Below are 25,431 nucleotides of genomic sequence, written 5' to 3' on the forward strand. Positions count from 1 at the left end.
GGCAGGCGGGTAGCTGGTAGGTCGGCTTAGCGCTTGCGCGTAAGCCGACAATGGCGGTGCTGGCGAGGTGCATGGGCTGGGGGTGTCGGCTTACGCTGCGCTAAGCCGACCTACGCCGCCCTTGGCCGACCTACGCACGATCATGGGGCTGAAGTTGTTCCCTCATGCGTCACGACGGGGGCAAAACCGTCGCGCAGCAGCTTGGGTCCGGCATCCTCAAATGGCGCGCTCGCGCCAGTAGTCGGGTTGGGAATATGCATGCCGCAAAAAATCCACAAATGCCCGTATGCGCAGCGGCAAGTGGCGGCGCTGGGCGAAGACGGCATAAATGTCGTTGCCCGGCGCGGCGAACTGGTCCAGCACCGTCACCAGCTGGCCCGATTCGATCTCCGCGCCCACTTCCCACATCGAGCGCCACGCCAGACCCTTGCCTGCCAGGGCCCAGTCGTGCAGCACTTCGCCATCGTTGCACACCATATTGCCTGCTACTTTCAGAATCACATTCTTGCCGTTTTCGCGGAAGGTCCAGCCCCGCTGGCTGCCTTCGCTGCTGATCGCCAGGCAATTGTGCTTGGCCAGGTCGGCCGGGGTGCGCGGCGTGCCCGCCCGTTTCAGATAGGCGGGCGAGCCGACGAGCACGCGCTGGTTGTCGGCCAGCTTGGTGCTCACGAGCGAGGAATCGGACAGGCTGGCGATGCGGATGGCCACGTCGATGCCTTCGCCGATCAGGTCGACGAGGCGGTCGTTCAGATTCAGCGACACCGTCACGTCGCGGTGCTCGGCGACAAACGAGGGGATCAGTGGCGCCACGTGCTGGCGTCCGAAGCCGGCCGGCGCGGAAATGAGCAGATGGCCGCTGGCTTTGACGCTGCGCTCGGCCACGGCCGCTTCCGCTTCTTCCAGCTCGCCCAGGATGCGCTGGCAATCTTCCAGGAAGGCGGCGCCTTCATTCGTGAGCGCCAGCTTGCGCGTCGTACGTTGCAGCAATTTGACGCCCAGGCGCTGCTCCAGCGCATCGAGGCGGCGGCCTATCATGGCCGGCGCGATGCCTTCCGCGCGTGCGGCGGCCGACAGGCTGCCCTTGGCCACCACTTCCACGAAGGTCGATATTTGTCTGAACTGGCCCATGTGTTGCTCCCGCTATGTCATCACTTGTGATAAAAACGCATAGATGAAGTGATTTTTAATCTCGTTTCCATGCCTTATAGTGCAATACTATAGAACAAACGCGCCGCCTGGCAGAGTGTTTTTGCGCCTCTGTCCAGCTTGCCTGCGCAGTTGTTGCGCTTATACTTGGATCACCAGATTTCCTTTGCTTATATTGACTAAAAACCGGAGAACTTCATGACGCAGAACACGATCGCACTTCCCGATGGCATGCAAATCACGGGTGACATCGCCCCAGGCTACGAACGGATTTTGACGCCGGCCGCGCTGGCGCTGGTGGCCAAGCTGACGCGTGCATTCGAGCCGCGCCGCCAGGAGTTGCTGGCCGTGCGCGTGGAACGGGCCAAGCGCCTCGACGCGGGCGAGCGTCCTGATTTTCTGCCAGAAACCGCGCACATCCGCGACGGCGACTGGAAGATCGCGCCGATTCCGAAGGCGCTGGAATGCCGCCGCGTGGAAATCACCGGTCCCGTCGAGCGCAAGATGGTCATCAACGCGTTCAATTCCGGCGCGGACAGCTACATGACGGACTTCGAGGATTCGAACACGCCGAACTGGGATAACCAGATCACGGGCCAGATCAATATGTATGACGCCGTGCGCAAGACGATTTCGCTCGAGCAAAATGGCAAGTCGTACAAGCTGAACGACAAGATCGCGACCTTGGTTGTGCGTCCGCGCGGCTGGCACCTCGATGAAAAGCACGTGCTGGTCGACGGCAAGCGCATTTCCGGCGGCATTTTTGATTTCGCCCTGTTCATGTTCCATAACGCCAAGGAGCAGCTGGCGCGCGGCGCCGGCCCGTATTTCTACCTGCCGAAGATGGAATCGCACCTGGAAGCGCGCCTGTGGAACGACATCTTCGTCATGACGCAAAACGAACTGGGCTTGCCACAAGGCACGATCAAGGCGACCGTGCTGATCGAAACCATCCTGGCCGCGTTCGAGATGGATGAAATCCTGTACGAACTGAAGGAACACAGCTCGGGCCTGAACGCGGGCCGCTGGGATTACATCTTCTCCTGCATCAAGAAATTCAAGCTGGACAAGGATTTCTGCCTGGCCGACCGCGCGAAAGTCACGATGACGGCGCCCTTCATGCGCGCCTACGCCTTGCTGCTGCTGAAAACCTGCCACAAACGTGGTGCACCGGCCATCGGCGGCATGGCGGCCTTGATCCCGATCAAGAATGATCCGGAAAAGAACGACATCGCCATGGGTGGCGTGCGCAACGACAAGGCGCGCGACGCCACCGACGGCTATGACGGTGGCTGGGTTGCCCATCCGGGTCTGGTGGAACTGGCCATGGGCGAGTTCACCAAAGTGCTGGGCGACAAGCCGAACCAGATCGAGAAACAGCGTCCCGACATCGACGTCAAGGCATCGGACTTGCTGAACTTCCAGCCGGAAGCGCCGATTACGGAAGCGGGTTTGCGTTACAACATCAACGTGGGCATCCACTACCTGGGCAGCTGGCTGGCCGGCAACGGTTGTGTGCCCATCCACAACCTGATGGAAGACGCGGCCACGGCCGAGATCAGCCGCTCGCAAGTGTGGCAGTGGATTCGTTCCAGCAAGGGCGTGCTGGAAGACGGCCGCAAGGTGACGGCAGACATGGTGCGCGCCATGATTCCGGAAGAGCTGGCCAAGGTGCAGCGCGATGCGCCGGGCGGCAATGGTCCGACCTATGTGCGCGCCGGCCAGATTTTCGAGGAAATGTCGACGTCGGAATCGTTCGCCGAGTTCCTGACCTTGCCGCTGTACGAGGAAATCTGATCCTGATCAAATAACAGCATAAAAAAATCCCGGCGATGCGATCAGCATCTGCCGGGATTTTTTATGGCGAAAGGGTACGTTTAAAAATTATTTTTCCACATCCGCAAGGCTGCAAATGCTTCGACGGGCGAAGCATTGGTGGTCAGCTTGCCTTCCACCTTCAGGCTGCTCAGGATGGCCGGTTCGCGGTAGCGCAGGAAGGGGTTCGTGGCCTTTTCAAGGGCAATGGTCGACGGCACGGTCGATAAACCCTGCTGGCGCTTTTCCGTGTCGATGGCGATGCGTTCCTGCAAGGCCACATTACCCGGCTCGACGGCGTTAGCGAAGCGCAAATTGGACAAGGTGTACTCATGCGCGCAAAATACCTCGGTATCGTCGGGCAGGGCGGCCAGCTTTCCCAGCGAGTCGGCCATCTGGCCCGGCGTGCCTTCGAACAGGCGGCCGCATCCGCCCGCAAACAGGGTGTCGCCGGAAAACAGCCACGGTGCGCCGCTGCGCTCGTCGCGCTGGCGCACGTAGGCGATATGCCCCTTCGTATGGCCAGGCACGTCGATGACGGTCATTTGCAAGCCCAGTTCGGGCACGTAAGCGACATCGCCTTCGGCAAGCGGTTCCGTGATGGCTGTGATAGCCTCATTGCGAGGGCCGAAGACGGGGACGGCGAAATGCTGCAACAATTCAGGCACGCCACCCGTGTGGTCGGCATGGTGATGCGTGAGTAAAATGGCGGACAAGGTCAACTGATGGGCTTTGAGCGCATCGAGGATGGCCATTGCATCGCCGGGGTCGACCACGGCGGCGTGGCGGCCGTCATGGATCAGCCACAGGTAATTGTCGGCAAAAGCGGGCACGGCAAGTACCGATAAAGCGTGTTCAGGGGAGTGTGTCATGAGCAAAAGAGAAAACTGAATGGACAGTGTGGCATCCGAAAAATCCATTATAGCGCTTGACGGCTGGCTGCAGACGCCGGCCGGTGTGTACGTGCGCGCCTGGGAACAGCAATGTCTCGACAGTCTGACCGTCGACATCTTCGGTTTTAATGCCGTGCAGATAGGTTTGCCCCAGCTCGACGCACTGGCCGCCAACCGCATGCCGAACAAATGGCTGCTCGATTCGCGCCTGCCATCGCGTCCGCCGCAAGAGAGTCGTTTGACCCTCGTGTCGGCTTTTGACGAGCTGCCGTTCGACTCGCAAAGCCTAGACCTCGTGGTCTTGCCGCACGTGCTTGAATTTGCCGCCGAGCCGCACCAGGTCTTGCGCGAAGTCGAGCGCGTGCTGATCCCCGAGGGGCGCGTGATCGTCTGCGGCTTCAATCCGGCCAGCCTGTGGGGCGTGCGCCAAGGCCTGGGGCGGGTCACGGGACGCCATTACCTGCCGCAGGCGGGCGAGCTGATCTCTATGCCGCGCATGAAAGACTGGTTAAAATTGCTGAACATGGGCGTCAGCCAAAGCTACTTCGGCTGCTACGCACCTGCCTGCAGGACAGAAAAATGGCTGCGCCGCAACGCTTTCATGGACAAGGCGGGCGCGCGCTGGTGGCCATATCTGGGCGCAGTGTATATAGTGCAGGCGATCAAGCGCGTCAAAGGGATGCGTTTGATCGGTCCGGCGTGGACCAAGAAACCGGCGACGGCGCCCGCAGGCGCACCGGTCACGAATAAAAGGCGGGAACAGCAAGATGGATAAGGTAGAGATTTACGCCGATGGCGCATGCAAGGGCAATCCCGGCACGGGCGGTTGGGGCGCGCTGATGGTAGCCGATGGCGCCAAGAAAGAAATTTACGGCGGGGAACTCAATACGACAAATAACCGCATGGAATTGAAGGCCGTGATCGAAGCCTTGACGGCGCTCAAACGTCCCTGCCAGGTGGTGCTGTATACCGATAGCCAGTATGTCCAGAAGGGCATCAGCGAATGGATCCACGGCTGGAAGGCGCGCGGCTGGAAAACGGCGGCCAAGGCGCCCGTGAAAAACGTCGACCTGTGGCAGGCGCTCGATACGGCCCAGGCCGTGCATGAAGTGGAATGGCGCTGGGTGCGCGGCCACAATGGCCATCCTGGCAATGAGCGAGCCGATCAGCTGGCCAACCTGGGCGTGGAAACCGTGCGCGCCTAAGAACGCCCAACCCAACCTACTGCGCGGCGCGCTTTGCGGCCTGTGATGCTCACCGTACTAGAGTACGGTTGCGCTTCTCGGCCACAAATCACTGCAGCTCGCTACGGTTTTGTTGGGCGTTCGAACATGTCTGGGTGCGATTGCAGCACACAGGTTTGCTATACTGTGCCCTTCGCTTTTTGCTTTTACGAATGAATCCGCCATGCGTCAAATTGTTCTCGATACTGAAACCACCGGCCTGAACCCGCGCACGGGCGACCGCATCCTGGAGATCGGGGCGGTCGAGCTGAACAACCGCATGTTGACGGGGAATAATTTCCACCATTACATCAATCCCGAGCGCGATTCGGAAGAGGGCGCGCTGGCCGTCCACGGATTGACGACGGAATTCCTCAGCGACAAGCCGAAATTCGCGGAAATCGCCGACGAATTCCGCGCCTACATCGCCGGCGCCGAACTGATCATCCACAACGCCCCGTTCGATATCGGCTTCCTGAACGCGGAATTCAAGCGCCTGAACCTGCCGCCCGTGCATGAACAAGTGGTTGGCGTGATCGATACCCTGGTGCAGGCGAAGGAAATGCATCCGGGCAAGCGCAACTCGCTCGACGCCCTGTGCGACCGCTACGGCGTCTCGAACGCCCACCGCAAGCTGCACGGCGCGCTGCTCGACTCCGAATTGCTGGCCGACGTCTACCTGGCCATGACGCGCGGGCAAAACAGCCTGAGCATGGAAGAAGAGGTGGAAGTGGCCGCCGACGGCGCCGTGCTGGAAATCGTGCCCCTGGCCGAAGTCATCTTCCAGAGCGCCACGGCCGACGAACTCGCCGCCCACGCAGCCACCATCGCCGGCCTCGACAAGGCCGCCAAAGGCCAGTGCATCTGGACCGCCGTCACGTCGCCGCCAGCGGCCGCCTGAGAAAAAAGCGGGGCATGGTAAATTTCCTCTTGCCAGCCCTTGCAGATGCCGCAACACCTATGCGATAATTCGCCTCGCTTCGGGAGGTTAGCTCAGGGGTAGAGCACTGCATTCACACTGCAGGGGTCGCAAGTTCGAAACTTGCACTTCCCACCAAATTTTTCGTTTGTATTCAATGACTCAGGATTTCATCTTTTGTCTGAATACGAACTTGGGGCAAACTTGGGGCAATGGGATTTTCGTCCATTGTCCAGTCCCAAACGATACGGCCGCTTCCTGCGGCCGTTTTCATATCAAGCAGGCTTACGCCTATCATATCTCTTCCTTGCTCTCAAAGCCTAAGCCACGCATGTCGTCTGCTATCGGCCGGGCGGAAACGGTCGGTCGCGACCTTCAGCAGTCCCTGCAAGCTCATATTTTTATCTGGACGAACAATAAAGTCGGACATCCTAGACGGCACATTTTTCATCGCAGCGCCAGTGCCGTCAGAGCCACGCCAGACGGGATATCAATCTGCCCGGCCCAAGGCGCCCCGTTCCACCGAGCGGCGGGCGTCCCCCGTGTTAATCCGTGTCAACTTGCCGGATTGCGCGCCGTGACGATCCATGCCGCGCCGTCGATCATCACCGAGCGCTCGCCGGGGCGGCCCGCGAAGACGGTACGGACGGCGACCGCGGCGCGGGCACGGATATCATCGGGCTGAGCGGCGAGTACGCGCGACAGCGGGCCGACCTCGAGCGCCATCTTCACAGCGTCGTCGATCGCAGCGTCCCGCGTTCCGCCCTCGCCGAACGGGACGGAAGCATCGAAGGGCGCGATAGCGATATCGGTGAAACCGGCTGCCGTCAGGATGCGCGTCACCCGATCCCGCTCGCCGAACGAAAACGGGCCGGGCGCTTCGGGATCGGGCGGCGCGGTCAGCGCGACGATGCCCTGTATCGCGCCCATCGGCAGGCGCATCCATTCGTTCTCGGCCGCGCCGCGCCAGCAGACGAAAGCGACCCGCCCGCCCGGCCGCAGCGCGCGTCGCATATGGGCGAACGCCCCTGTTGGATCGCCGAAGAACATCACCCCGAAACGCGAGAACAGGATGTCGAACGCGCCTTCCGGCAACTCGGCACTGCTGGCGTCGGCTACCTGGAACTGGGCCGGCGTATGTTGTGGCGTAAGCGTGCGTGCGCGGCCGATTAGCGATTCGGATATGTCCACGCCCAGCACTTGCCCCTGCGCGCCGACGCGGGCGGCCAGAGCCAGACTCGACGCGCCTGCGCCGCAGCCGACGTCCAGCACGCGCTCGCCCGTCGCGGGCGCGGCGGCTTCGATCGCGGCTTGGCCGAACACCGCCACCATGGCATCAAGCCGGGCCTGGTTTGCGACCCAGCGCTCTCCGCTTTGATGATTCCAGTCGGCGACCTGATAGGCATTTTGCTCTGTCATGCTATCTCCTTGTTCTGATTTGTTCTTGACTAGACCCCTTTTGTCGAGGCAGGGGGGGATGACGCGAGTCGGCCCCACGCCGCGATCCGTTCCGCGATCGCCTCGGGGGCCTCGATGTGTAGGAAGTGGTCGACGTCGGGGGACGACCGCCATCGCATGCCGTGCGGCGAACCGATGGCGGTCCTCGACCTGCGCGGAGAGGATCTCATGAACGTGAGTGGGTGAGGAATTGCGAGCGCGGCCGCGCGTTCGATCTGCTCCGCCGCCAACCCCGACAGCAGCGCTCCCGGATAGATGACGGGCGGAGGGATGCGTACACCGGCGCTGTCGGGTTCGATGGCCATGCTCATCATAAATCTGTGCCCTCAAACCAGCATCGACTGCTGAGCGGAGATACCCGCCGTTGCGCCCTGCGATATTGCCGTGGTGACCGAGGCCATGGCTGGGTTTGCAAGATCGCCGGCGGCGTAGATGCCGGGTATGCTGGTTTCGCGGCGCTCGTCGACCTTGAGGGCGATGCCCAGTGGCGTATTGACTGTAGCGAGGCCCAGTGATTCATGCAGGCTTGCGGACGGCTTGTTGCGCGGATGTGCGAACAGGATGTCGACCGCGACATTGGTGGCGGTATCGAGCTTGACAGTGGCATTTTCGCCTCCGTGTCGGGTGATTTCCATGATTCGGCCATCGACGACAGGTATGTTGCGGCGCGCCAGATCGGCCCGGATATCGGGTGGAATGTCGTGACCATCGGCGAAGACCGTCAGCGTCTCGGTCCAATCGCCGTACAGCCTGACATAATTGTGCGACTGCGGACCGGACCAGACAAGGCCCCAATGCTGGCCGGCGACTTCAAAACCGTCACAATAGGGGCAGGGCACAATGGACGTGCCCCAGCCTTCGGCGAAGCCCGGGATATCAGGCATTTGGTCGACGACGCCATAGCTCAGGATCAGGCGACGTGCCCTTAGGCTTTCGTTATCGTCAGTGACGACGCAGAAATCGTCGATCGTACCGGAGATGCATTCGGCACGGGCAGTGACCAGCCTGATCGTTGGATAGCGCGCCAGCTGCTGCCGCGCCTCGACCAGGATGTCCAGCGGCGGCTTGTGATCGTGGCCGAGCAGACCATGCGAATGGCCGGCAAAGCGGTTGCGCGGCCGGCAACTGTCGAGGACCGTGACCTTGCGGCGGGCACGGCCGAGCTGCAGGGCAGCGGCGAGGCCAGCAAAGCTGCCGCCGATAATGATGACGTCATTCATGGTGATGGACTCCGTGTGTGGGTGAGGGCTGGGCAGGGCTTGGCGCGCAATAACCTGGCCATTGGGTTTGCATCTTTTGGATACTATGTGGTATCCTAATTAAAGAATTGGATACTGTCAAGTACTGGAATTTTTATGACTGAAAAAAATCAGGGCCGGCGCGGCCGGCCAACCAACGAGGCGCTTGGCCAAACGATCGCCGACGCCGCGTGCGAGCTTTTTGTGGAATTGGGTTTTCAAGCGACGACAATGGACAAGGTCGCCCAGCGGGCGAAGATATCCAAGCTAAGCATCTATCGGCACTTCGAGAACAAGGAGGCGCTGTTTAGCGCTGCCATCGCGGCCCGCTGCCATCAGTTTGCACCGCAGGCCCTGTTTGAAGGCGTAGACGGTTCGGCCGAGGATCAGCTCATGGCGGTGGGATCATCCCTGCTTCACACGTTCTTGAACCCGGACGTCCGTCATATCGAAGCCATGATCATGGCCGACAAGACGAATCAACAGTCGCTAAGCAAGCTCCAATACGAAGCAGGCCCCGCCCATGTCATCGCCCAAATCGAGGCCCTGTTGCGTCAGTTGCACGCGAGGGCAGTTCTGCATGTGCCCGACCCTCTCCTGTCCGCCCGCTTGTTTGCCGCGCTGTTAAAAGGTTCCGATCTGCTGATCATCGCACGCTTCAATGAAGCGATAGCAGAGGACGACAACGAAATCGAATCCTATTGCCGGTCCGCAGTCGCCATGTTCATCGCCGCGCACGGTGGCAACGACCATGCGGGCAGATGCAGCTGATTGCTCCGGGCAATTCATAGTAGCGGGAGGGGGGCTTGGTGGTGTGAAAACTTGCCAGACAGTGCCAGGCTGAAAACGAAAACAGCCCGCATTTAGGCGGGCTGAGAGGTGCTTTAGTGCTCTTTGGTGTCGGCTTATGCCTGACGCGGGACCATCCCACTCGATTACTTTTTGACTGACGGGTACATTAAACCACTGCACTGACTCGTTTGCCTCATCCGAAGTCGGGTAATTTATCTGAATGGCTGTTGACGAAGATGAGGCGAGCGAATTCGTTCGACAAATAGACCTAGATCGCGTGCGATCGCAATCGACCGCTCGCATTTCGAGGGTACTCCGATGTACATGTAGTAGTCGTAGCCAAAATGGACATACGCCTTGCCTGGCACGACGAGTTTTCCCCAGGCCTCTTCGCGAAGGACAAGACGCGCGAAATCGAGGCTTTGAGCAATAGATAGGTTCCCCCGGTGCAGAAAGCCATCTGCGGGGGCGTCGCGACATTCCAATGCCGTCAACGCCAATGACTCGATACCTGCCTCATCCAGGAAACTTTTCATAGCGGACAGGTAGCTATTTTCAACATTCAGATACACCGCCTCAGACAGCATCCCACCGTCAAATACCCGTCCGATATCAGATCGCGAAGTCCAATCGCAGCCTGTGTATCCGCCTGTCGCATCTCTCAGCGAGGGGTCATATTTTGTTACACGGTATTGATTCTTCATGGTCGCGATTCAGGCAGAAGGGAACTGAGCAAATCCATCACTGACAAAGGCTGCTTTTGGCTGCGGGTTCAATCGATCAACGCAACACTTTAACTTAAATGCATCATTGCAGAGCTGAATAGATAGGCCAGACCCGATCTCGTCGTTGGAGCGGGCAGCTACGAGATCGCACACCAGGTGCCTGGCAGGACGCCCATGCCAAACACGATCCATCGGTTTTTCATCTTTCAAGAACTATGTCTCAGGAGCGTCTAAGCTACTGGCGCCGATTCATCACTGGAAATTGAGCGAAGAAAAACGTGCTTTTGTTTCCTTCAATGCATTGGATGGCATGCGACAATTTCCATTAGCTCCGCTGCAGCCTTAGAGGCTTGCTCGATCGTCAGTGAGTATTCTTTTCTAAAACTGCGAACCAATTGCATCCTTTCTCCGGCTTTGGCAAAAGAAATCAATTCTGAAGAACCCACAAAAATACCGCCGAGCACTATCGGTTCACCCTTGCGCGAAATCGGAAGGGCTGGAACAATTTCAATCATAGACTGTGCAACACCAGCCTGTATGAGAGCATTTGAAAACTCGCTGCGGACTATCCAACGTACTTCCCCACGTCTTTTCAGCAGATGCTCAACAGGCAGTAGCTGCGTTAGCGCTCCGCAAAATCGCTCCATACCGGACGCATCAACTATCAAGTCACCGTCATCGGCAAGCATCCGCAAATGGCTTTCGACCTCGCACGCGTCATTTGCATGCACCCACGGTGCAAGCCGAAGATGCGTCGGCTTATAGTTGATGATGCTGACGGGCGGCTGCAGGTCTAAATAGCTCCGCACAATCTCGAGCAGTTCGCCAGCAGGCCCGCTGCAACGGTCAAAGGGCAAACATTCAAACACAGCAGCCAGCATCGTGTGTGCAGCGCACCCTTCTTTCGGACTCCACAACGAAAACAACTGAGGCTTCGAACTCGAGGAACCGAAAACTCCGTTAATGCTAATTCCATCCAAGCCAAGCTGATTCCACTGTTCATCCCACTCCATTAACATGGCGGAAGAACTTCTATGGAGTGTCGCCATTTGTTCACTTTCGACTGGCAAACTATATGTAATGCGCGGAAGAAGGCCTGTCTGAAGGGCTTCAAATGTGGCCAGTCCCGTGGCCTCACCTTCAATCCGAATTGAACATTGGCGATGGAAGGAGGGAGAGATATTGAGGACGAGATCGAAAATGGACATATCTTTTTAATATTTTTAATGAAAGTTCAGTCTTGCCCGCTGATGCTTCAGTACTTGTCAATAGTTCACTGACGAGATTAGACAATGGAAAAATTTGATTTTGCTTGCTCATTTTAGCCGTTCTGATTATTCAGCGGCATCGCCATCGGGACGGTCGTTTCCGTACCGCTGGGCAGTTACTTAGGGGGCATATATGGCTGGCGCAGTGCATTTATAGCAGCCGCGGCTGTCGGAGGGCTAACACTTTTGTTTCAATTGTTCACGCTGCCCCGTATGGCGCCGCGCACGATGACGCGCACCACATCGGTACTGCGATTGCTCCGTCGCCCGGGGATCGGGATCGGGATGTTGGGCTGCGTACTGGCCCATACCGGGCAATATGCATTGTTCACCTATATTCGCCCCGCTCTTGAAAGCGTTGTCCATATAGATGTAAACGGTTTGTCTCTGATGCTCCTGGGTTTTGGTGTCGCCAACTTCGTTGGCACGCTGCTGGCCGGCTGGCTAGTGGAGCGTAGCCTGCGTGCCACTTTAGTGCTCATGCCTGCGCTGGCGGGCTTGGCGGCACTCGGCAAGATCCTGCTGCCAGTCCAAGGAACAGGCCTGATGTTTTTGGTCGCTCTGTGGGGCCTGGCGCTTTGGTCATGGCGCAAGCTCGTCGCCGCCTTCGCGCAGCATCTTGCAACAGCCTTGCAGCAGCCTCCAGCGAAACTTGATGCCCGTCTCGTACCAGATGAAATACACCCAGAGATCATTGTCCGACAGCGCGTTGGGTGCTCTTTGCCTGTTCGACGCCAGTACTTCGTCGATGACGTCTTGCGGCACGCGCGACCGGACGGCGACGCGGGCCGTTTGGATGGGCAAGGCGCGCGACAGGGCGTGCACGCCGTCACTCCAGACTTGCCGCGCTACAGGATCAGAGGGCCGATCTGGGTAGGGATAGGGCCATACCTGCCATTCGAACTCCACCCATTGCGGCAGTTCGCGGCCATCCGGCGCGGCACCCATGGTCTTGCCGCCTGTCATGGGATTCTTGTCGGGTCCCAGGGAGCCAGGGGTCGGAAAAAATACGCCGTTCGCCGTTCGCGCACGCAGCACGTCGACCTCTTTTCCTTTGATGCCGTTGCTGAAGGTCACGATCATGCCGGGGCCGTCCTGCGACCGTGTTACAGAGCAGGCTGCACAGAGGGCGATGGCCGCCAGGAAGCAGATCGTCTGAAGCAGATATTTTTGCATGATGGTGCCTTGCAGGAAGTGTTGATGGTAGGGGCGGTGGCCACGGCGGCCACGGCGGGCGCGCCGGCCGGTGCTGGTTGCCTGGGGTTTTGGTCATGGCGCAAGCTCGTCGCCGCCTTCGCGCAGCAAGCCACAGCAGCTGCTTTTCAGCTTCCAGCGGAGTTTGATGCCCGTCTCGTACCAGATGAAATACACCCACAGCATCTTGTCCGGCAGCGCCCGCGGCGCTCTTTGCCTGTTCGACGCCAGTACTTCGTCGATGACGTCTTGCGGCACGCGTGACTGGACGGCGACGCGGGCACGTTTGTGCGGCAAAGTCCGGGTCAGCAAGTCCACACGGTCGTTCCATGCCTGTAGGGCGCTTGGCTCTGTTGGTGGAGGCGGTGCTGGATAGGGCCATTCGGTCCATTCGAACTCCACCCATTGCGGCAGTGCGCGGCCATCCGGCGCGGCGCCAATGGTGGCTCCGCCGGTCATGGGATTTTTGTCGGGACCAAGGGAACCGGGGGTCGGAAAAAATACACCGTTCGCCGTTCTCGCACGTATGACGTAGACTTTTTTGCCTTTGATGCCGTTGCTGAAGGTCACGATCATGCCGGGTCCTTGCTGCGAGTGTGGTGCGGCACAGGCAGTGCAGAGGGCGATGGCCGCCAGGAGGCAGATCGTCTGAAGCAGATATTTTTGCATGATGGTGCCTTGCAGGAAGTGTTGAAGGTGGGGTTGGCGGCCACGGCGGGCGCGCCGGCCGGTGCTGGTTGCCTGGCGCTTTGATCATGGCGCAAGCTCGTCGCCGCCTTCGCGCAGCATCTTGCAACAGCCTTGCAGCAGCCTCCAGCGAAACTTGATGCCCGTGTCGTACCAGATGAAATACACCCAGAGATCCTTGTCCGACAGCGCCCGCGGCGCTCTTTGCCTGTTTGACGCCAGTACTTCGTCGATGACGTCTTGCGGCACGCGTGACTGGACGGCGACGCGGGCACGTTTGTGCGGCAAAGTCCGGGTCAGCAAGTCCACACGGTCGTTCCATGCCTGTAGGGCGCTTGGCTCTGTTGGTGGAGGCGGTGCTGGATAGGGCCATTCGGTCCATTCGAACTCCACCCATTGCGGCAGTGCGCGGCCATCGGGAGCGGCGCCCATGGTTTTGCCGCCTGTCATCGGATTCTTGTCGGGACCAAGGGAGCCGGGGGTCGGAAAAAACGTGCTGTTCGCCGTTCTCGCACGTATAACGTAGACTTTTTTGCCTTGGATGCCGTTGCTGAAGGTTACGATCATGCCGGGGCCTTGCTGCGAGTGTGGTGCGGCACAGGCAGTGCAGAGGGCGATGGCCGCCAGGAAGCAGATCGTCTGAAGCAGATATTTTTGCATGATGGCGCCTTGCAGGAAGTGTTGAAGGTGGGGGGGACGGCCACGGCGGGCGCGCCGGCCGGTGCTGGTTGCCTGGGGTTTTGGTCATGGCGCAAGCTCGTCGCCGCCTTCGCGCAGCAAGCCACAGCAGCTGCTTTTCAGCTTCCAGCGGAGTTTGATGCCCGTCTCGTACCAGATGAAATACACCCACAGCATCTTGTCCGGCAGCGCCCGCAGCGCTCTTTGCCTGTTCGACGCCAGTACTTCGTCGATGACGTCTTGCGGCACGCGTGACTGGACAGCGACGCGGGCACGTTTGTGCGGCAAAGTCCGGGTCAGCAAGTCCACACGGTCGTTCCATGCCTGTAGGGCGCTTGGCTCTGTTGGTGGAGGCGGTGCTGGATAGGGCCATTCGGTCCATTCGAACTCCACCCATTGCGGCAGTGCGCGGCCATCCGGCGCGGCGCCCATGGTGGCTCCGCCGGTCATGGGATTTTTGTCGGGACCAAGGGAGCCGGGTGTCGGAAAAAATACACCGTTCGCCGTTCTCGCACGTATGACGTAGACTTTTTTGCCTTTGATGCCGTTGCTGAAGGTCACGATCATGCCGGGGCCTTGCTGTGAGTGTGGTGCGGCACAGGCAGTGCAGAGGGCGATGGCCGCCAGGAAGCAGATCGTCTGAAGCAGATATTTTTGCATGATGGCGCCTTGCAGGAAGTGTTGAAGGTGGGGGGGACGGCCACGGCGGGCGCGCCGGCCGGTGCTGGTTGCCTGGGGTTTTGGTCATGGCGCAAGCTCGTCGCCGCCTTCGCGCAGCATCTTGCAACAGCCTTGCAGCAGCCTCCAGCGAAACTTGATGCCCGTGTTGTACCAGATGAAATACACCCAGAGATCCTTGTCCGACAGCGCGTTGGGCGCTCTTTGCCTGTTTGACGCCAGTACTTCGTCAATGACGTCTTGCGGCACGCGTGACTGGACGGCGACGCGGGCACGTTTGTGCGGCAAAGTCCGGGTCAGCAAGTCCACACGGTCGTTCCATGCCTGTAGGGCGCTTGGCTCTGTTGGTGGAGGCGGTGCTGGATAGGGCCATTCGGTCCATTCGAACTCCACCCATTGCGGCAGTTCGCGGCCATCGGGAGCGGCGCCCATGGTCTTGCCTCCTGTCATCGGATTCTTGTCGGGACCAAGGGAGCCGGGGGTCGGAAAAAATATGCCGTTCGCCGTTCTCGCACGTATGACGTAGACTTTTTTGCCTTTGATGCCGTTGTTGAAGGTTACGATCATGCCGGGGCCGTCCTGCGACCGTGTTACAGAGCAGGCTGCACAGAGGGCGATGGCCGCCAGGAAGCAAACTGCCTGGAGCAGATATGTTTTCATGATGGCGCCTTACAGGAAGTGTTGATGGTAGGGGCGGTGGTGATGCTTAAGCCATAACTGGCGAGCCAGAGCTTGTACTTGTTCATGTCCACCAGCCCGATATCGGGATTGGCCATCGTGCCGCACTTGTAAGCATCGGGAAAAAAATTGATGAAATCGTTGGTGTCCGAGGTCCGTACACCATCAAAGACCGCGTCTGTCTGCGATACTTCCTTGCCGTTCTCATAGCCGACGTATCTGGTGATGGTGATGTCATCGGCATGGAACCTGTTGCCGCTCCGGTCATGCAAGATGGGATTGGTGACCATATTCCATCCCTGGCTTTTTAGAGTGTCATTGTCAATGGCTATTCCTTGTCCCTTCGCCTGTTCAACCATCCACATCAGCGCCACATCGGACAGGTCGCCGGTACCGAAGCCGCCGCCGATGTCGGAATGGCTGCCAATGAATGCCTTCTCAATGCGCGTGGAGGAATTTGTCTGGCCCGGCGTGTCCATGATGGAGCGCAGATCGAAGTCAGGCGGCCCACCGCGGTGCTCGTTCAGCGCCACTGCGTGCACCGCGTATTTGACGGCGGCCGGTACTGAAAAGAAGTATTGTTTTTCATCTTCATGGAGTATGCCGAGATGCGGCACGGTATCCCACAGGCCTTCAAAGCGCAGGTTCAGGCAGCGGCTCTTGCCATCGATGACATAGGCGCCGTTATTTTTCTTGAGGTTGTCGGCAACGACATTGAGAAAAAAGCGTGCCTCGGCTGCACCACGGCTGAAGCCGACCACGTCAATATTAAGAATGCTGGTATCGCTATCGGTTCCTATGAAATTGTTGAGAAATTTCAATCCCAGGCTTACGCGCTGGTCGAAGCCTTCGCCCGTAATGGCGCTGCCGGCGTAGGGCATATCCGGGTTGGTGGTGCCGATGCCGGTGATATAAAAAGCCTTTCCATTTTTGATCTGGTCATAGACCTCGTAGAACTTCAGCACATTGGAAATCGAACTGTCCGGCTTCGGATGTTCGCTATTGCCCGTGCCATCAAACGCAAACAGGATCAGCCCGTTCGGATCGACATACTTGAGCGGATTGCCCGCGACATAGACGTAGCTGTTGGCGCCGGCGCGCAGGCCCAGCGGGTCGGGCGTCAGGTAACGGCCCTGGGCCGGGTCGTAATAGCGCTGGTCGTTGTAGTACAAGCCCGTTTCCTGGTCGGCATACTGGCCCGGCAGGCGCAGCTTGAGCTGGAAGGCGTACTGGGTGTTTGTTTTTCTTAACTTGCCAAATGGCGCATATGCGGCTTGCCACACGGGCTTGCCATGGGCGTCGGTAGCCAGCTCGGGCGCCCCCAGATGGTTGTTGTGCAGGAAGGCGATGCTCTCGCCGCGGCTGAACCACGCCTTCCAGATGGCCGAGATGTCGGCCATGGCTTGCGCCAGCGGCCCACGCTGTTCCCGTAATTCGGCGGCGGCGTCGGCCGCCGTGTCGATCAGCGCCAGCGGCTGGCCGGCAAGATAGATGTATTGCCGGCTGACCTTGCCGTCGGCATCGAGTTCCGCCAGCAGCTTTCTGTCGTCGTCGTACAGATAATAAGTACGCATCCCGCGCACTTCCTTGGCGATGCGCAGCCCGCGATGGTTGTAGCGGTAGCGCGCCAGCAGGTCCTGACCCTGATGCACTGACAACAGCCTGCCCAGCGCATCCCATGCATAGCGGCGCTGGCCGATGCGCTGCGGCTGGCCGGCCGCGTCGTAGCGGGCGTCTTTCGTATCGCTGGCGCGGACGGTGTTGCGCCGCAGTTCATCCTGGCTGGCGATATCTTCCTGGCTGATAAGGCGGTTGCCGCCGCTGTCGTAGTGGTAGCGGTCGAAGCTTGCCGCCGTTGACGGGGTCGGGGCGGCCGTTGCCGCTGCAATCAGGCGGTCGTGGGCATCGTAGGCGTAGCTGCTGGCAGCGTCCCTGTCCCTCGTATACAGCAAGTTGCCCTGCACGTCCCACAGGTAGCGGTGATCGAGCAGGGCGGCCAGATCGGGTGGCAGGCCCAACGCGCCAGCCTGAGCGGCGTGCTGCGCATTTTCGGCTGGCAGCGCGGATTCCGGCGCGGCCACGGCCTGGCCGATGCCCAGCACGGCTTGCAACGCCAAGACGGCTTGCTGCCCGGATTGGTCCCCCCGCGCGTTGCGGTAGACGATGCGCGCCAGCGCCCCTTCCTTGCTGCGCTGGTAAAGGGCCTCGATGCCGTTGCCATAGGTGTAGCGCTTGAGTCCCATCACGTCGCGCTCCAGGTCCTTGACGATGCTTGTCCCTGGCAGCAGCCAGCGCAGCCAGGGACTGTGGACGAGTTGGCGCTCAAGCGCGACTACTTGCTGCTGGCCGTTGCGCCGGTATTCGAGCAGGCTGCCGTCCGGCAAGCTGATGCCGCTCAGCTGCCCCAGGCTGTCGTAGCGGTAACGGGTGTGATAGCTGGCCTGCCTGCCGCCGTGGAGCGTGATGATGACGGTCTTGACGGACAGGCGCCCATGCGCGTCGTGGCTGTAGCGCTCGGATTGTTGCGGGTGATCGATGGCGACCAAGTGTGCGCCCGCGTAGCGCCAGGTGGTGACGGTCTGGCGCTGGCCGGCCGGAGCGCCGACATCGGTGATGACCTGGCGCACGATGCGCCCGGCGCCATCGTAGGCGTAGCTGGCCTGGTTACCCATGGCGTCGGTGCCCGCTATCAGCCTGCCGGCGGCGTCGAATTGCCGGCGTGTCATGCCGCTGTCGGGGCTGATGGTGGCGATGACCTGGCCGAAATCATCGCGCAGATAGCGGGTAGTGGTGCCGTTTGGCGCTGTCACGGCCGTGGGCTGGCCGTCGATATCGCGTTCGAAGCGGGTTTCCGTGTTTTGTCCCAATGCCTCCGGCGTGTTCGCCCACTGCGTCACGCCGACGATATTGCCCATGGCGTCATGGCGCAAACGCGTGACGCGCCCCAGCGCATCGGCCACCGTATCAGGCAGGCCGCGTGCGTTCCACCTGATCATCGAGCGCGCGCCATTCGCATCGGTCATGGCCAGCAGATGGCCCAACGGGTCGTAGCGGTAGCCAAGGGTTTGCTTGATGGTACTCGATTGCGTGGTGGTGTCGAGCAGGCGGTTTTCCGTGTCGTAGCGATGGCGCGTCACGATGCCCAGGTGTGAGGCGTTCCAGATGCGGCGGCCGGCGGCGTCGTACCCCAGGCGGGCAAGCGACTGCTGGCCTGCCTGGTCGCTGTATGCGATTTCGAGCGGATTACCCAGGCCGTCGTAACGCGCCGCATACGTCGCGCCGTCGCGCGTCTGGCGCATTAACTGGCCGCGCGGCGTGTAGGCGTACTGCGTGATCTGACCGAGCGCATCGGAGATGGTGGCGATGCGGCCGGCGCCGTCATAGGTGAACGCGCGCTTGAGATTGCCAGGCGCGATGATGGCGGTCAGGGGGACGTCGTTTGTTCCATGTTCGTCATACCGCGCCAGCTTGCCCGCGTCGCTCTTGTCCGCCGGCTGGCCATATTCAAACACGGTGACGTCGGAGTCCAGCGGCGTGCCCGTCTTGCCGTTGGGCAGGGGGCCGTCGATACGGGTCTGCAGGCTGCGGCCGGCGATGATGGCGTACTGGTAACTGGTGGTGCGCGCGATGGCGGCCGTTGCCTGCTGGCCGTCGTGGCCTGGCACCCATCCCGTCTGCGTCACGCGCAGGATCTGGCCCATGGCGTTGTAATCGATGCGCGTTTGCCGCTCCTTGCCCGGCACGACGCTGGGGCGGGCGATCAGCGTGGGCGCGGGATCGTCGCCCGTGTATTCCAGGCGTAGCCGCCATTGCGCGGCGTCCCGCTTGCCGTGCTGGTATGTCACGCTGCCGGCGCGGACGGTGCGGCCCAGCGGATCCAGTTCGCGCCAGTTGGCACTGACGGGCTCGCCCTTGTCGTCCAGGCGGGTCGTTTCCAGCAGTTGCCCCAGCTTGTCGTAGGCGTAGCGCACATTGCTTTCGCCGCAGCTGGCGCAGCCGGCGCCGCGTACTTCCAGCAGGCGCTGCTGGCCCCCGACGATGGCGTGGCGGTAGACGGTGCGCTGGCCCAGGCTGTTGGTGAGCACGGTTTTTCCCCCCTCGCTGGTATCGAGCGTGACCTTGCCGACATTGCCGGCATGCGTGCTGAGGTTGGCGCGGCCGTTGCTGTCGTAGCCGAAGGTGGCGTAGCGCGTGGCCACGGGCGGGCCGCCGGCGCTGCCGGTTTCGATGCTGATGCCCGTCAGCAGCCAGGGCAGGCGCGGGTCTTCGTGGTGGTAGCGGCGGCTGACGGCGGGCTGCGCCTTGTCGCCCGCCGGCAAGTGCACGCGCAGCAGGTTGGCCAGCAGGATGCGCCGCTCGAAGGACAGTGCTCCCGGTGGCGGCGCGCCGCCGTAGTCGTAGGAAAAGCGTCCCACGGGGCTGTCGATGTGTTGCACGCCGCGAAATTGCGTGCCGGCCCTGGCGCCTGCCGAGGTGGGCGCCAGGTAGCGCAGGTGCAGGCTGCGGCCTTGCGGGTCGGTCACTTGCACCAGCAGATGGTTGTCGTCATACAGCAGCCTGAGCATTTCGCCCGTGGCGGCCGTGATGCTGTCGAGCTTGCCCAAGGTATTGAAATGCAGGCGGCGCCCGTCGGGCAGGGTCCAGGTGTAGTCGCTGGCTCCGTTGGCCTGGGGCGCCAGCATCAGGCGGCCGTGGGCCGGCAGCGCCGTGCTGCACAGGTCCGGATGCCGTCGATCGCGGTCAAAGATGACGCGGGCGCCGTCGGCCTGCAGGATCTGGATGCGGCCATCCTTGTCGATCAGTTCGGTTTCATACGACAGTTTCCATTCGCGTCCCATGGGACCGTTGGGGCTGCCTGGCTTGCTGTAGGCGCTGTTGTAGTGACGTACGATTTCCACTCCCAGCACGCCGGGCAGGGCGGGCAAGTCTTCCTCGCGCTGGTATTTATTGCCGGTGATGACGTTGATGGGATTGCCCGCGCCCGCATCGGGACCGCCGCTGCCGCCCACGCCGGCGACGGCGCCGCTGCAGGGGGATGGGGGGCCCCCCGGTTCGGGGCCGCAGGCGCGCGCGGGCAAGGTAAAAGATAGCATGCAGGATAACAAGAACCAGGCCGGCAAGCTGATACTGCGGGGACGCAGACGATGAATATATAGAGATGGCAACATGGTTTACCTCAGCTCGGTTCGCAGCAGACGATGGAGCACGGTTCCGGCACGCAATGCCGCGGGTCCGTGAACGGGTTGCAAGGGGGCGGCGTCACGGGCGGATCGGTGCAACTGAGGTTGTCGCACGCGGGCGGCGGCAGGTCTGTGACGGGCGGGTTGCCGGGGTTGACGGGCGCTCCACCGTTGCCCGGCCCCGGCGTGGAAACGGGGCTGTTGCCCTCGATGGCGTCGGACTGCATGTGTACGGTGACGTGCGTGACCACGGGTATGCGGCCGCTGGCCAGCAGTTTGGTATGGAAGGCGTCCGTGTGCGGGTCCAGCCATTTCAGGTAGGTGGCATACAGGTTCTTGACCAGGGGAACTTTTGGCAGGTAGCCATGCGTGATGCGCAGCTTGATGAGGTTGGCGTCCTGGATGGTTTGGCCGGAAGTAGCGCCCACTTTCTGCTCCTTCAGGCTCTGGCCGCTGTAAGGGATGACGCGGCGGTTGCCCGTATGCAGCGCGATTTGCCTGTGCACGTCGTTCCAGTCATCAAAACTTTGCCGGGTCGGGTTGAGCAGCTCGATGCTGGCGTTACCGGTGCCGTTGGCGCCGAGGTCTGCGTTCGCTTTGGCCAGCGAAGCAGCGAGCTGGGCTGGCGTCTGGCCCCCGCCGTACAGGGGGATCAGCGCGCGCGTGTACGCCGCGTAGGCGCTGCTGACGCTGGCATGGGCGACGGCCCCTTCGCGCGCGGCCATGAAGGCCGCGTAGTTGATTTGTGTCCTGGCAAAAAACAACATGCCGTATTGCAGGATCGACAGCCCGAGCAGGGTGATGATGGGGCCGACCACGGTAAATTCGATCATCGCCGAGCCGCGCTGGGTCTTGTCCCGCGTGCCGGCCACCGTTGCGGGCGCAGCTTCCAGCCGTGGATGCTGCAGGCGGTCGCCAGGACGAATGTGCAGGGCCGCGATGGCGCCGGCGGCCAGTTCCAGCGTGTGCGCCGTGCGCGGCGCACGCCAGCCGAGGCCGCCGAAGCTGGCGCGCCACGGGCGCAGGCCGGCGGCGCAGCGGGTGACGACGCCGTGGCGGTCCAGGTAGACCACGTCGATGGGGTAGCGCATGCAGGCTGCATGCACGCTGGCGCAGCGCGTGATCAGCAAACCTTGCGCGCCATGCAGCGGCGCGGCCAGCATCAGGCCGCGCAGGCGCGTGAGAAAGCTGTCCGCCAGGCGCAGTTCCAGCGCGTGCGCACCGCTGGCCGTGTGCAGGATGCTGGAATGGCGTGTGGGCATGGCAGCTCCTTATAGGCCCGACTGCATGAATTGCACGACGATGGGAAAGAACAGGACGATGAAGGTGCAGGGAAAGATGAAGGCGATGAGGGGAAACAGCAGCTTGACGGGCGCTTCCATGGCCAGTTTTTCGGCGCGCAGAAAGCGCTCGGAGCGCCGCTGATCCGCTTGTGCCCGCAGCACGGGTCCCAGGTTCATGCCCATGCGTTCAGCCTGGATAAGCGCCGTGACGAAATTGGTCACGGCCGGTTCCTGCACCCGTTCGCTCATGGCGCGCAGCGCGTCGGCACGCGCCTTGCCGCTACGCACATCGCGCAGCACGCGCTTGATTTCGTCGCACAGCGCGCCTTTCGGCCCTTTCAGCGCCGCCTGTTGCAGCGCGCCCTGCAGATTGAGTCCCGCTTCCACGCACAGGGTGATGAGGTCGAGGTAAAAGGGCAGGGACTTGTTCAGCGCGCTCCTGCGCAGTGCCATGCGGTCGCGCAGCCAGATAGCCGGGTAGCACCAGCCGGATCCGGCGCCGGCAAGCCCTGCCTGCCAGTAGCGGGCGGCGCCGACGCCGCTGCGGCTGCCCTGGGCCAGCGAATCGAGCACCCAGCACGAAAAGGCGGCGACGATCAGCGCGCACAGCAGCCGCGCCGCGACGAATTGCGAGGGGCTGAGACTGTAGTCCAGGCCCGCCTTGCGCAAGCGCACGGGCAGCGAGGCCGTGGGCGCCCTGGCAATGAAAGGGCGCAGCGCATGGCCGCCCCAGTGGATGGGCCACCACAGCAGGCGGAAGGCGAGGGGCGGCGCATCCTTGTAGCTGCGGTCCTCGGCCGGGATGGCGGCCACCGTCCTGGCCAGCAAAGTCGCCAGCAGTGCCATGGCCAGGCCGGACAGCGTGGCCAGGGCAGTGATGGTGAGTTCGATGCGGGTGGGAGACATGGCGGCGCCTACACATCGATGGCGACGATGCGCCGGATGACGTGGATGCCCAGCACTTCAAGGGTGGCGATGACGGCCAGCGCCCCCCAGCCCATGCGCGTGTGCCACAGCTGGTCCATCGCCTGCGGCTCCATGTGGTCGAGCACGAGCATCAGGGTGACGGGCAAGAGGCCGACTATCCACGCCTGTAACTTGCCCTGCGATGTCAGCGCGCGGATCTTGCCTTCGATGTGCAATCGGTTGCGCACCGTGCTGGCCGTGCGTTCGAGCATTTCCGCCAGCCCGCCGCCCGTTTCCGTGGCGATGCGCATGGCCGACACCACGAGGATCGTGGTCTGGGTGGGAATGCGCCGTACCAGGCCGTTCAAGCTTTGCTCCAGGGTCACGCCCAGGCGCTGCTCGCGCAGCAGCAGGGTAAATTCCTGGCCCAGCGGCGCCTGCGCCTCGATGACCAGCTGCGACATCGCCAGGTTCAGGCTCAGGCCCGCGCGCAGGGCACCGGCCAGCATCATCAGCGCGTCCGGCAACTGCTCTTCGAACTTGCGCAGGCGCCGCCGGCGCAGCCAGGCATACACGACGCGCGGCAGCAGGGCCAGGCCGAGGAAGGCCAGGGCGGCCACCAGCATGCTGCCGCTGGCCAGCCCGGCGATGATGGCGCCCAGGGTCATGGTGGCCGCGTGGGCCAGGAAGATGCGCGCGGGATCGACGAACAGGAAGAATTCGCGCACCTGGAAACGCGTGCGTTCCGTGAAGTGGGCGCGGTAGCGCAGCATGGTGGCGATACCGATGTCGATCACCAGCCAGGCGAGGATGGCCGCCGCCAGGGCGGCGATGGCGGTGATGAACAGCAGCATGTGGGCGGCGTTCATGGCGCTGTTCATGTCGCCTCCCGCTGGCGGAAGATCGTCGTGTCGAGCGGCTGGCCCTGGCTGCGCAAGGCTTCGTAAAAGCCCGGCAGCAGGTCGCAGCCGCTGAAATAGCCGCGTACGGTAGCGCCTTCGCCTTCGCCCGCGCCGCCGTAGCCGAGGTGGACGAAACGGAACAGTTCCTGCATCTGGAACTTGCCGCTTTCCATGCCCGTGATTTCCGTGATGCTGCTGACCAGGCGCGTGCCGCAGGCAAAGCGCGTCTGCTGCACGATCAGGTGGATGGCGGAGGCGACCTGGTCGCGGATGGCGGACAGGGGCAATTCCATACCGGCCATCAAGACCATGGTTTCCAGGCGCGCCAGGGCGTCGCGCGGGCTGTTGGCGTGCAGGGTGGTCAGCGAACCGTCGTGGCCCGTGTTCATCGCCTGCAGCATGTCGAGCGCCTCGCCGCCCCGGCATTCGCCGACGACGATGCGGTCGGGGCGCATGCGCAGGGTGTTGCGCACCAGTTCGCGGATGGAAACGGCGCCCTTGCCCTCGACATTGGCGGGGCGCGCCTCCAGGCTGACCCAGTGTTCATGGTGCAGTTGCAGCTCGGCCGCGTCTTCCACCGTGATGATGCGCTCGCCCGCGGGAATGAAGTTGGACAGGATGTTGAGCAAGGTCGTCTTGCCGGAACCGGTGCCGCCCGAGACGACGATATTCTTGCGCGCCGCCACGCACACTTGCAGGAAAGCGGCCATGTCGGCGCTGAGGGCGCCCAGTTGCACGAGATTGTCCGCCGTCATCTCGTATCTGGCGAACTTGCGGATCGTCAATGCCGGGCCTTTCAGGGCCAGCGGCGCGATGATGGCGTTGACGCGCGAGCCATCCTTCAGGCGCGCGTCGACCATAGGCGAGGATTCATCGATGCGCCTGCCCAGCGGTGCGACGATGCGCTCGATGACGCCCAGCACGGCCCGTTCGCTGGTAAACGTCAGCGGATGCCTTTCCAGCTTGCCGTCGCGCTCGATATAAATCCGGTCGAACTGGTTGACCATGATTTCCGTGACGCCTGCATCGTCGAGCAATTCCTCCAGCGGCCCCAGGCCCACGGCTTCGTCGAGCACTTGCCTGGCCAGCAGTTCATAGTCGAGTTCCTCGGGGATCTCGGCCCGCTGCGCCCGCATGATGTCGTGGATGTAGCGCCGCGCTTCCGCGCGCAATTGCTCATCGCTCATTTTCGATACGTCGTGGCGGCGCAAATCCATGGTTTCGAGCAAGATCGCGTGCAGGCGCTGACGCCATTCGAATTCCAGCTGCTGGCGTGCCTGCGGCGCCAGGATGATGGCAAAGTCCTCTTCCGGCGCGGCGCCGTCGCCCGCTTGCCGCTGCATGTGCTGCTGCATTTTTTCCGCCGCCAGGCGCGAGGCGTGGATTTCCGCCGTGGCGCGCTGGTTGCGCGTGGCGGCGCTGCTCGAGCGCGAGTGGAAAGCGGCCGCCTGCACGGGCCGTGCCGTGCCGGCCAGTTCCTGCACCTGCAGCTTGTAGGGGCCGATGGCGATCACGTCGCCAGGCGCCAGCGGGCCATGCTGGCTGCGGATGCGCACGCCGTTGACGCTGGTGCCCGCATAAGAGCCCATGTCTTCCAGCAACACGCCGGAAGGCGTCCTGAGCAGGCGCGCGTGTTCCTTGCCGATGCGCCAGCTGTCGAGCCAGATGTCGTTGCTGGTCTTGCTGCCGACCATGCAATCGTCGGGCACGCTCATTTGCCTGGCGCTGCCGTCGGGGTGGAGGATGTCGACCTGGAACATGATGGCCT

21 protein-coding genes, 1 tRNA gene and 1 pseudogene are annotated in these 25,431 nt (G+C 61.9%); 7 read left to right on the plus strand and 16 right to left on the minus strand.

Annotated features, from left to right (window positions below):
• Positions 1-216: 216 nt before the first annotated feature.
• On the minus strand, positions 217-1,128 hold the full coding sequence (locus AC1RBA_RS02075) for a LysR family transcriptional regulator (protein ID WP_492416297.1): 912 nt from the start codon (positions 1,126-1,128) through the stop codon (positions 217-219).
• 216 nt (positions 1,129-1,344) lie between these two features.
• Here AC1RBA_RS02075 and aceB point away from each other — a divergent pair, with 216 nt between their 5' ends.
• Positions 1,345-2,943 carry a malate synthase A gene (aceB, locus tag AC1RBA_RS02080; protein ID WP_121669760.1) on the plus strand — a complete coding sequence of 533 codons (1,599 nt, stop codon included), beginning with the start codon at positions 1,345-1,347 and terminating at the stop codon, positions 2,941-2,943.
• An 80-nt stretch (positions 2,944-3,023) separates the two neighbouring features.
• Here aceB and gloB read toward each other — a convergent pair whose 3' ends face one another.
• A complete protein-coding gene (gene gloB / locus AC1RBA_RS02085; protein ID WP_492416299.1) occupies positions 3,024-3,833 on the minus strand; it encodes a hydroxyacylglutathione hydrolase in 810 nt (269 codons plus the stop codon).
• 19 nt (positions 3,834-3,852) lie between these two features.
• On the opposite strand from gloB, the gene AC1RBA_RS02090 reads away from it, so the two are divergent.
• The 4 genes from AC1RBA_RS02090 (at position 3,853) to AC1RBA_RS02105 (ending at position 6,134) form a co-directional block, all read left to right on the plus strand.
• Positions 3,853-4,629, plus strand: a complete 777-nt coding sequence (locus AC1RBA_RS02090; protein ID WP_121669758.1) for a class I SAM-dependent methyltransferase — start codon at positions 3,853-3,855, stop codon at positions 4,627-4,629.
• Positions 4,622-5,059, plus strand: a complete 438-nt coding sequence (gene rnhA / locus AC1RBA_RS02095; protein WP_034784447.1) for a ribonuclease HI — start codon at positions 4,622-4,624, stop codon at positions 5,057-5,059. Before AC1RBA_RS02090 ends, rnhA begins: the two co-directional genes overlap by 8 nt.
• Positions 5,060-5,261: 202 nt before the next feature.
• The gene (gene dnaQ, locus AC1RBA_RS02100; protein ID WP_070288822.1) at positions 5,262-5,978 is read left to right on the plus strand and encodes a DNA polymerase III subunit epsilon; all 717 of its coding nucleotides are present in this window, start codon (positions 5,262-5,264) and stop codon (positions 5,976-5,978) included.
• Positions 5,979-6,059: 81 nt separating this feature from the next.
• Positions 6,060-6,134: transfer RNA gene (locus tag AC1RBA_RS02105), tRNA-Val, on the plus strand.
• 417 nt (positions 6,135-6,551) lie between these two features.
• On the opposite strand, the gene AC1RBA_RS02110 is transcribed toward AC1RBA_RS02105, so the two are convergent.
• Both AC1RBA_RS02110 and AC1RBA_RS02115 read right to left on the minus strand, forming a co-directional pair.
• A complete protein-coding gene (locus AC1RBA_RS02110) occupies positions 6,552-7,415 on the minus strand; it encodes a class I SAM-dependent methyltransferase (protein WP_492416301.1) in 864 nt (287 codons plus the stop codon).
• A gap of 365 nt (positions 7,416-7,780) precedes the next feature.
• Positions 7,781-8,674, minus strand: coding sequence for an NAD(P)/FAD-dependent oxidoreductase (locus tag AC1RBA_RS02115; RefSeq protein WP_121669685.1), 894 nt, complete (start codon positions 8,672-8,674; stop codon positions 7,781-7,783).
• Positions 8,675-8,809: 135 nt separating this feature from the next.
• Between AC1RBA_RS02115 and AC1RBA_RS02120 the strand changes: the two genes are divergently transcribed.
• Positions 8,810-9,463 carry a TetR/AcrR family transcriptional regulator gene (locus AC1RBA_RS02120; protein ID WP_492416303.1) on the plus strand — a complete coding sequence of 218 codons (654 nt, stop codon included), beginning with the start codon at positions 8,810-8,812 and terminating at the stop codon, positions 9,461-9,463.
• A gap of 233 nt (positions 9,464-9,696) precedes the next feature.
• On the opposite strand, the gene AC1RBA_RS02125 is transcribed toward AC1RBA_RS02120, so the two are convergent.
• Positions 9,697-10,188 (minus strand): hypothetical protein, encoded by a 492-nt coding sequence (locus AC1RBA_RS02125; RefSeq protein ID WP_070223482.1) that lies wholly within the window; start codon positions 10,186-10,188, stop codon positions 9,697-9,699.
• A gap of 314 nt (positions 10,189-10,502) precedes the next feature.
• Positions 10,503-11,417, minus strand: coding sequence for a hypothetical protein (locus AC1RBA_RS02130; RefSeq protein ID WP_409028541.1), 915 nt, complete (start codon positions 11,415-11,417; stop codon positions 10,503-10,505).
• A 189-nt stretch (positions 11,418-11,606) separates the two neighbouring features.
• Between AC1RBA_RS02130 and AC1RBA_RS02135 the strand changes: the two are divergent.
• Positions 11,607-12,041 (plus strand): annotated as a pseudogene (locus AC1RBA_RS02135) (MFS transporter); the annotation flags it as partial.
• An 18-nt stretch (positions 12,042-12,059) separates the two neighbouring features.
• On the opposite strand, the gene AC1RBA_RS02140 reads toward AC1RBA_RS02135, so the two are convergent.
• The 10 genes from AC1RBA_RS02140 to AC1RBA_RS02185 all read right to left on the minus strand — a co-directional run bounded on the left by AC1RBA_RS02140 (position 12,060) and on the right by AC1RBA_RS02185 (position 25,423).
• A complete protein-coding gene (locus AC1RBA_RS02140; RefSeq protein ID WP_492416306.1) occupies positions 12,060-12,653 on the minus strand; it encodes a hypothetical protein in 594 nt (197 codons plus the stop codon).
• Between the two features lie 93 nt (positions 12,654-12,746).
• Positions 12,747-13,340 (minus strand): hypothetical protein, encoded by a 594-nt coding sequence (locus AC1RBA_RS02145; protein ID WP_492416308.1) that lies wholly within the window; start codon positions 13,338-13,340, stop codon positions 12,747-12,749.
• An 84-nt stretch (positions 13,341-13,424) separates the two neighbouring features.
• Positions 13,425-14,018: a hypothetical protein gene (locus AC1RBA_RS02150; RefSeq protein ID WP_492416309.1), complete on the minus strand. Its 594-nt coding sequence runs from the start codon at positions 14,016-14,018 to the stop codon at positions 13,425-13,427.
• Between the two features lie 84 nt (positions 14,019-14,102).
• Positions 14,103-14,696 (minus strand): hypothetical protein, encoded by a 594-nt coding sequence (locus tag AC1RBA_RS02155; RefSeq protein ID WP_492416311.1) that lies wholly within the window; start codon positions 14,694-14,696, stop codon positions 14,103-14,105.
• Positions 14,697-14,780: 84 nt separating this feature from the next.
• Positions 14,781-15,374, minus strand: a complete 594-nt coding sequence (locus AC1RBA_RS02160) for a hypothetical protein (RefSeq protein ID WP_492416313.1) — start codon at positions 15,372-15,374, stop codon at positions 14,781-14,783.
• Positions 15,371-20,485 (minus strand): phospholipase effector Tle1 domain-containing protein, encoded by a 5,115-nt coding sequence (locus AC1RBA_RS02165; RefSeq protein ID WP_492416315.1) that lies wholly within the window; start codon positions 20,483-20,485, stop codon positions 15,371-15,373. Before AC1RBA_RS02165 ends, AC1RBA_RS02160 begins: the two co-directional genes overlap by 4 nt.
• A gap of 83 nt (positions 20,486-20,568) precedes the next feature.
• The gene (locus AC1RBA_RS02170; RefSeq protein WP_492416316.1) at positions 20,569-21,834 is read right to left on the minus strand and encodes a DUF192 domain-containing protein; all 1,266 of its coding nucleotides are present in this window, start codon (positions 21,832-21,834) and stop codon (positions 20,569-20,571) included.
• 9 nt (positions 21,835-21,843) lie between these two features.
• Positions 21,844-22,761, minus strand: coding sequence for a type II secretion system F family protein (locus AC1RBA_RS02175; RefSeq protein WP_492416317.1), 918 nt, complete (start codon positions 22,759-22,761; stop codon positions 21,844-21,846).
• 8 nt (positions 22,762-22,769) lie between these two features.
• On the minus strand, positions 22,770-23,642 hold the full coding sequence (locus AC1RBA_RS02180) for a type II secretion system F family protein (RefSeq protein WP_492416318.1): 873 nt from the start codon (positions 23,640-23,642) through the stop codon (positions 22,770-22,772).
• The gene (locus AC1RBA_RS02185) at positions 23,639-25,423 is read right to left on the minus strand and encodes a TadA family conjugal transfer-associated ATPase (RefSeq protein WP_492417161.1); all 1,785 of its coding nucleotides are present in this window, start codon (positions 25,421-25,423) and stop codon (positions 23,639-23,641) included. The genes AC1RBA_RS02180 and AC1RBA_RS02185 overlap by 4 nt, the downstream gene beginning before the upstream one ends.
• Positions 25,424-25,431: the final 8 nt, after the last annotated feature.

This window comes from Janthinobacterium sp. GW823-FHT03B06, from assembly GCF_058796955.1.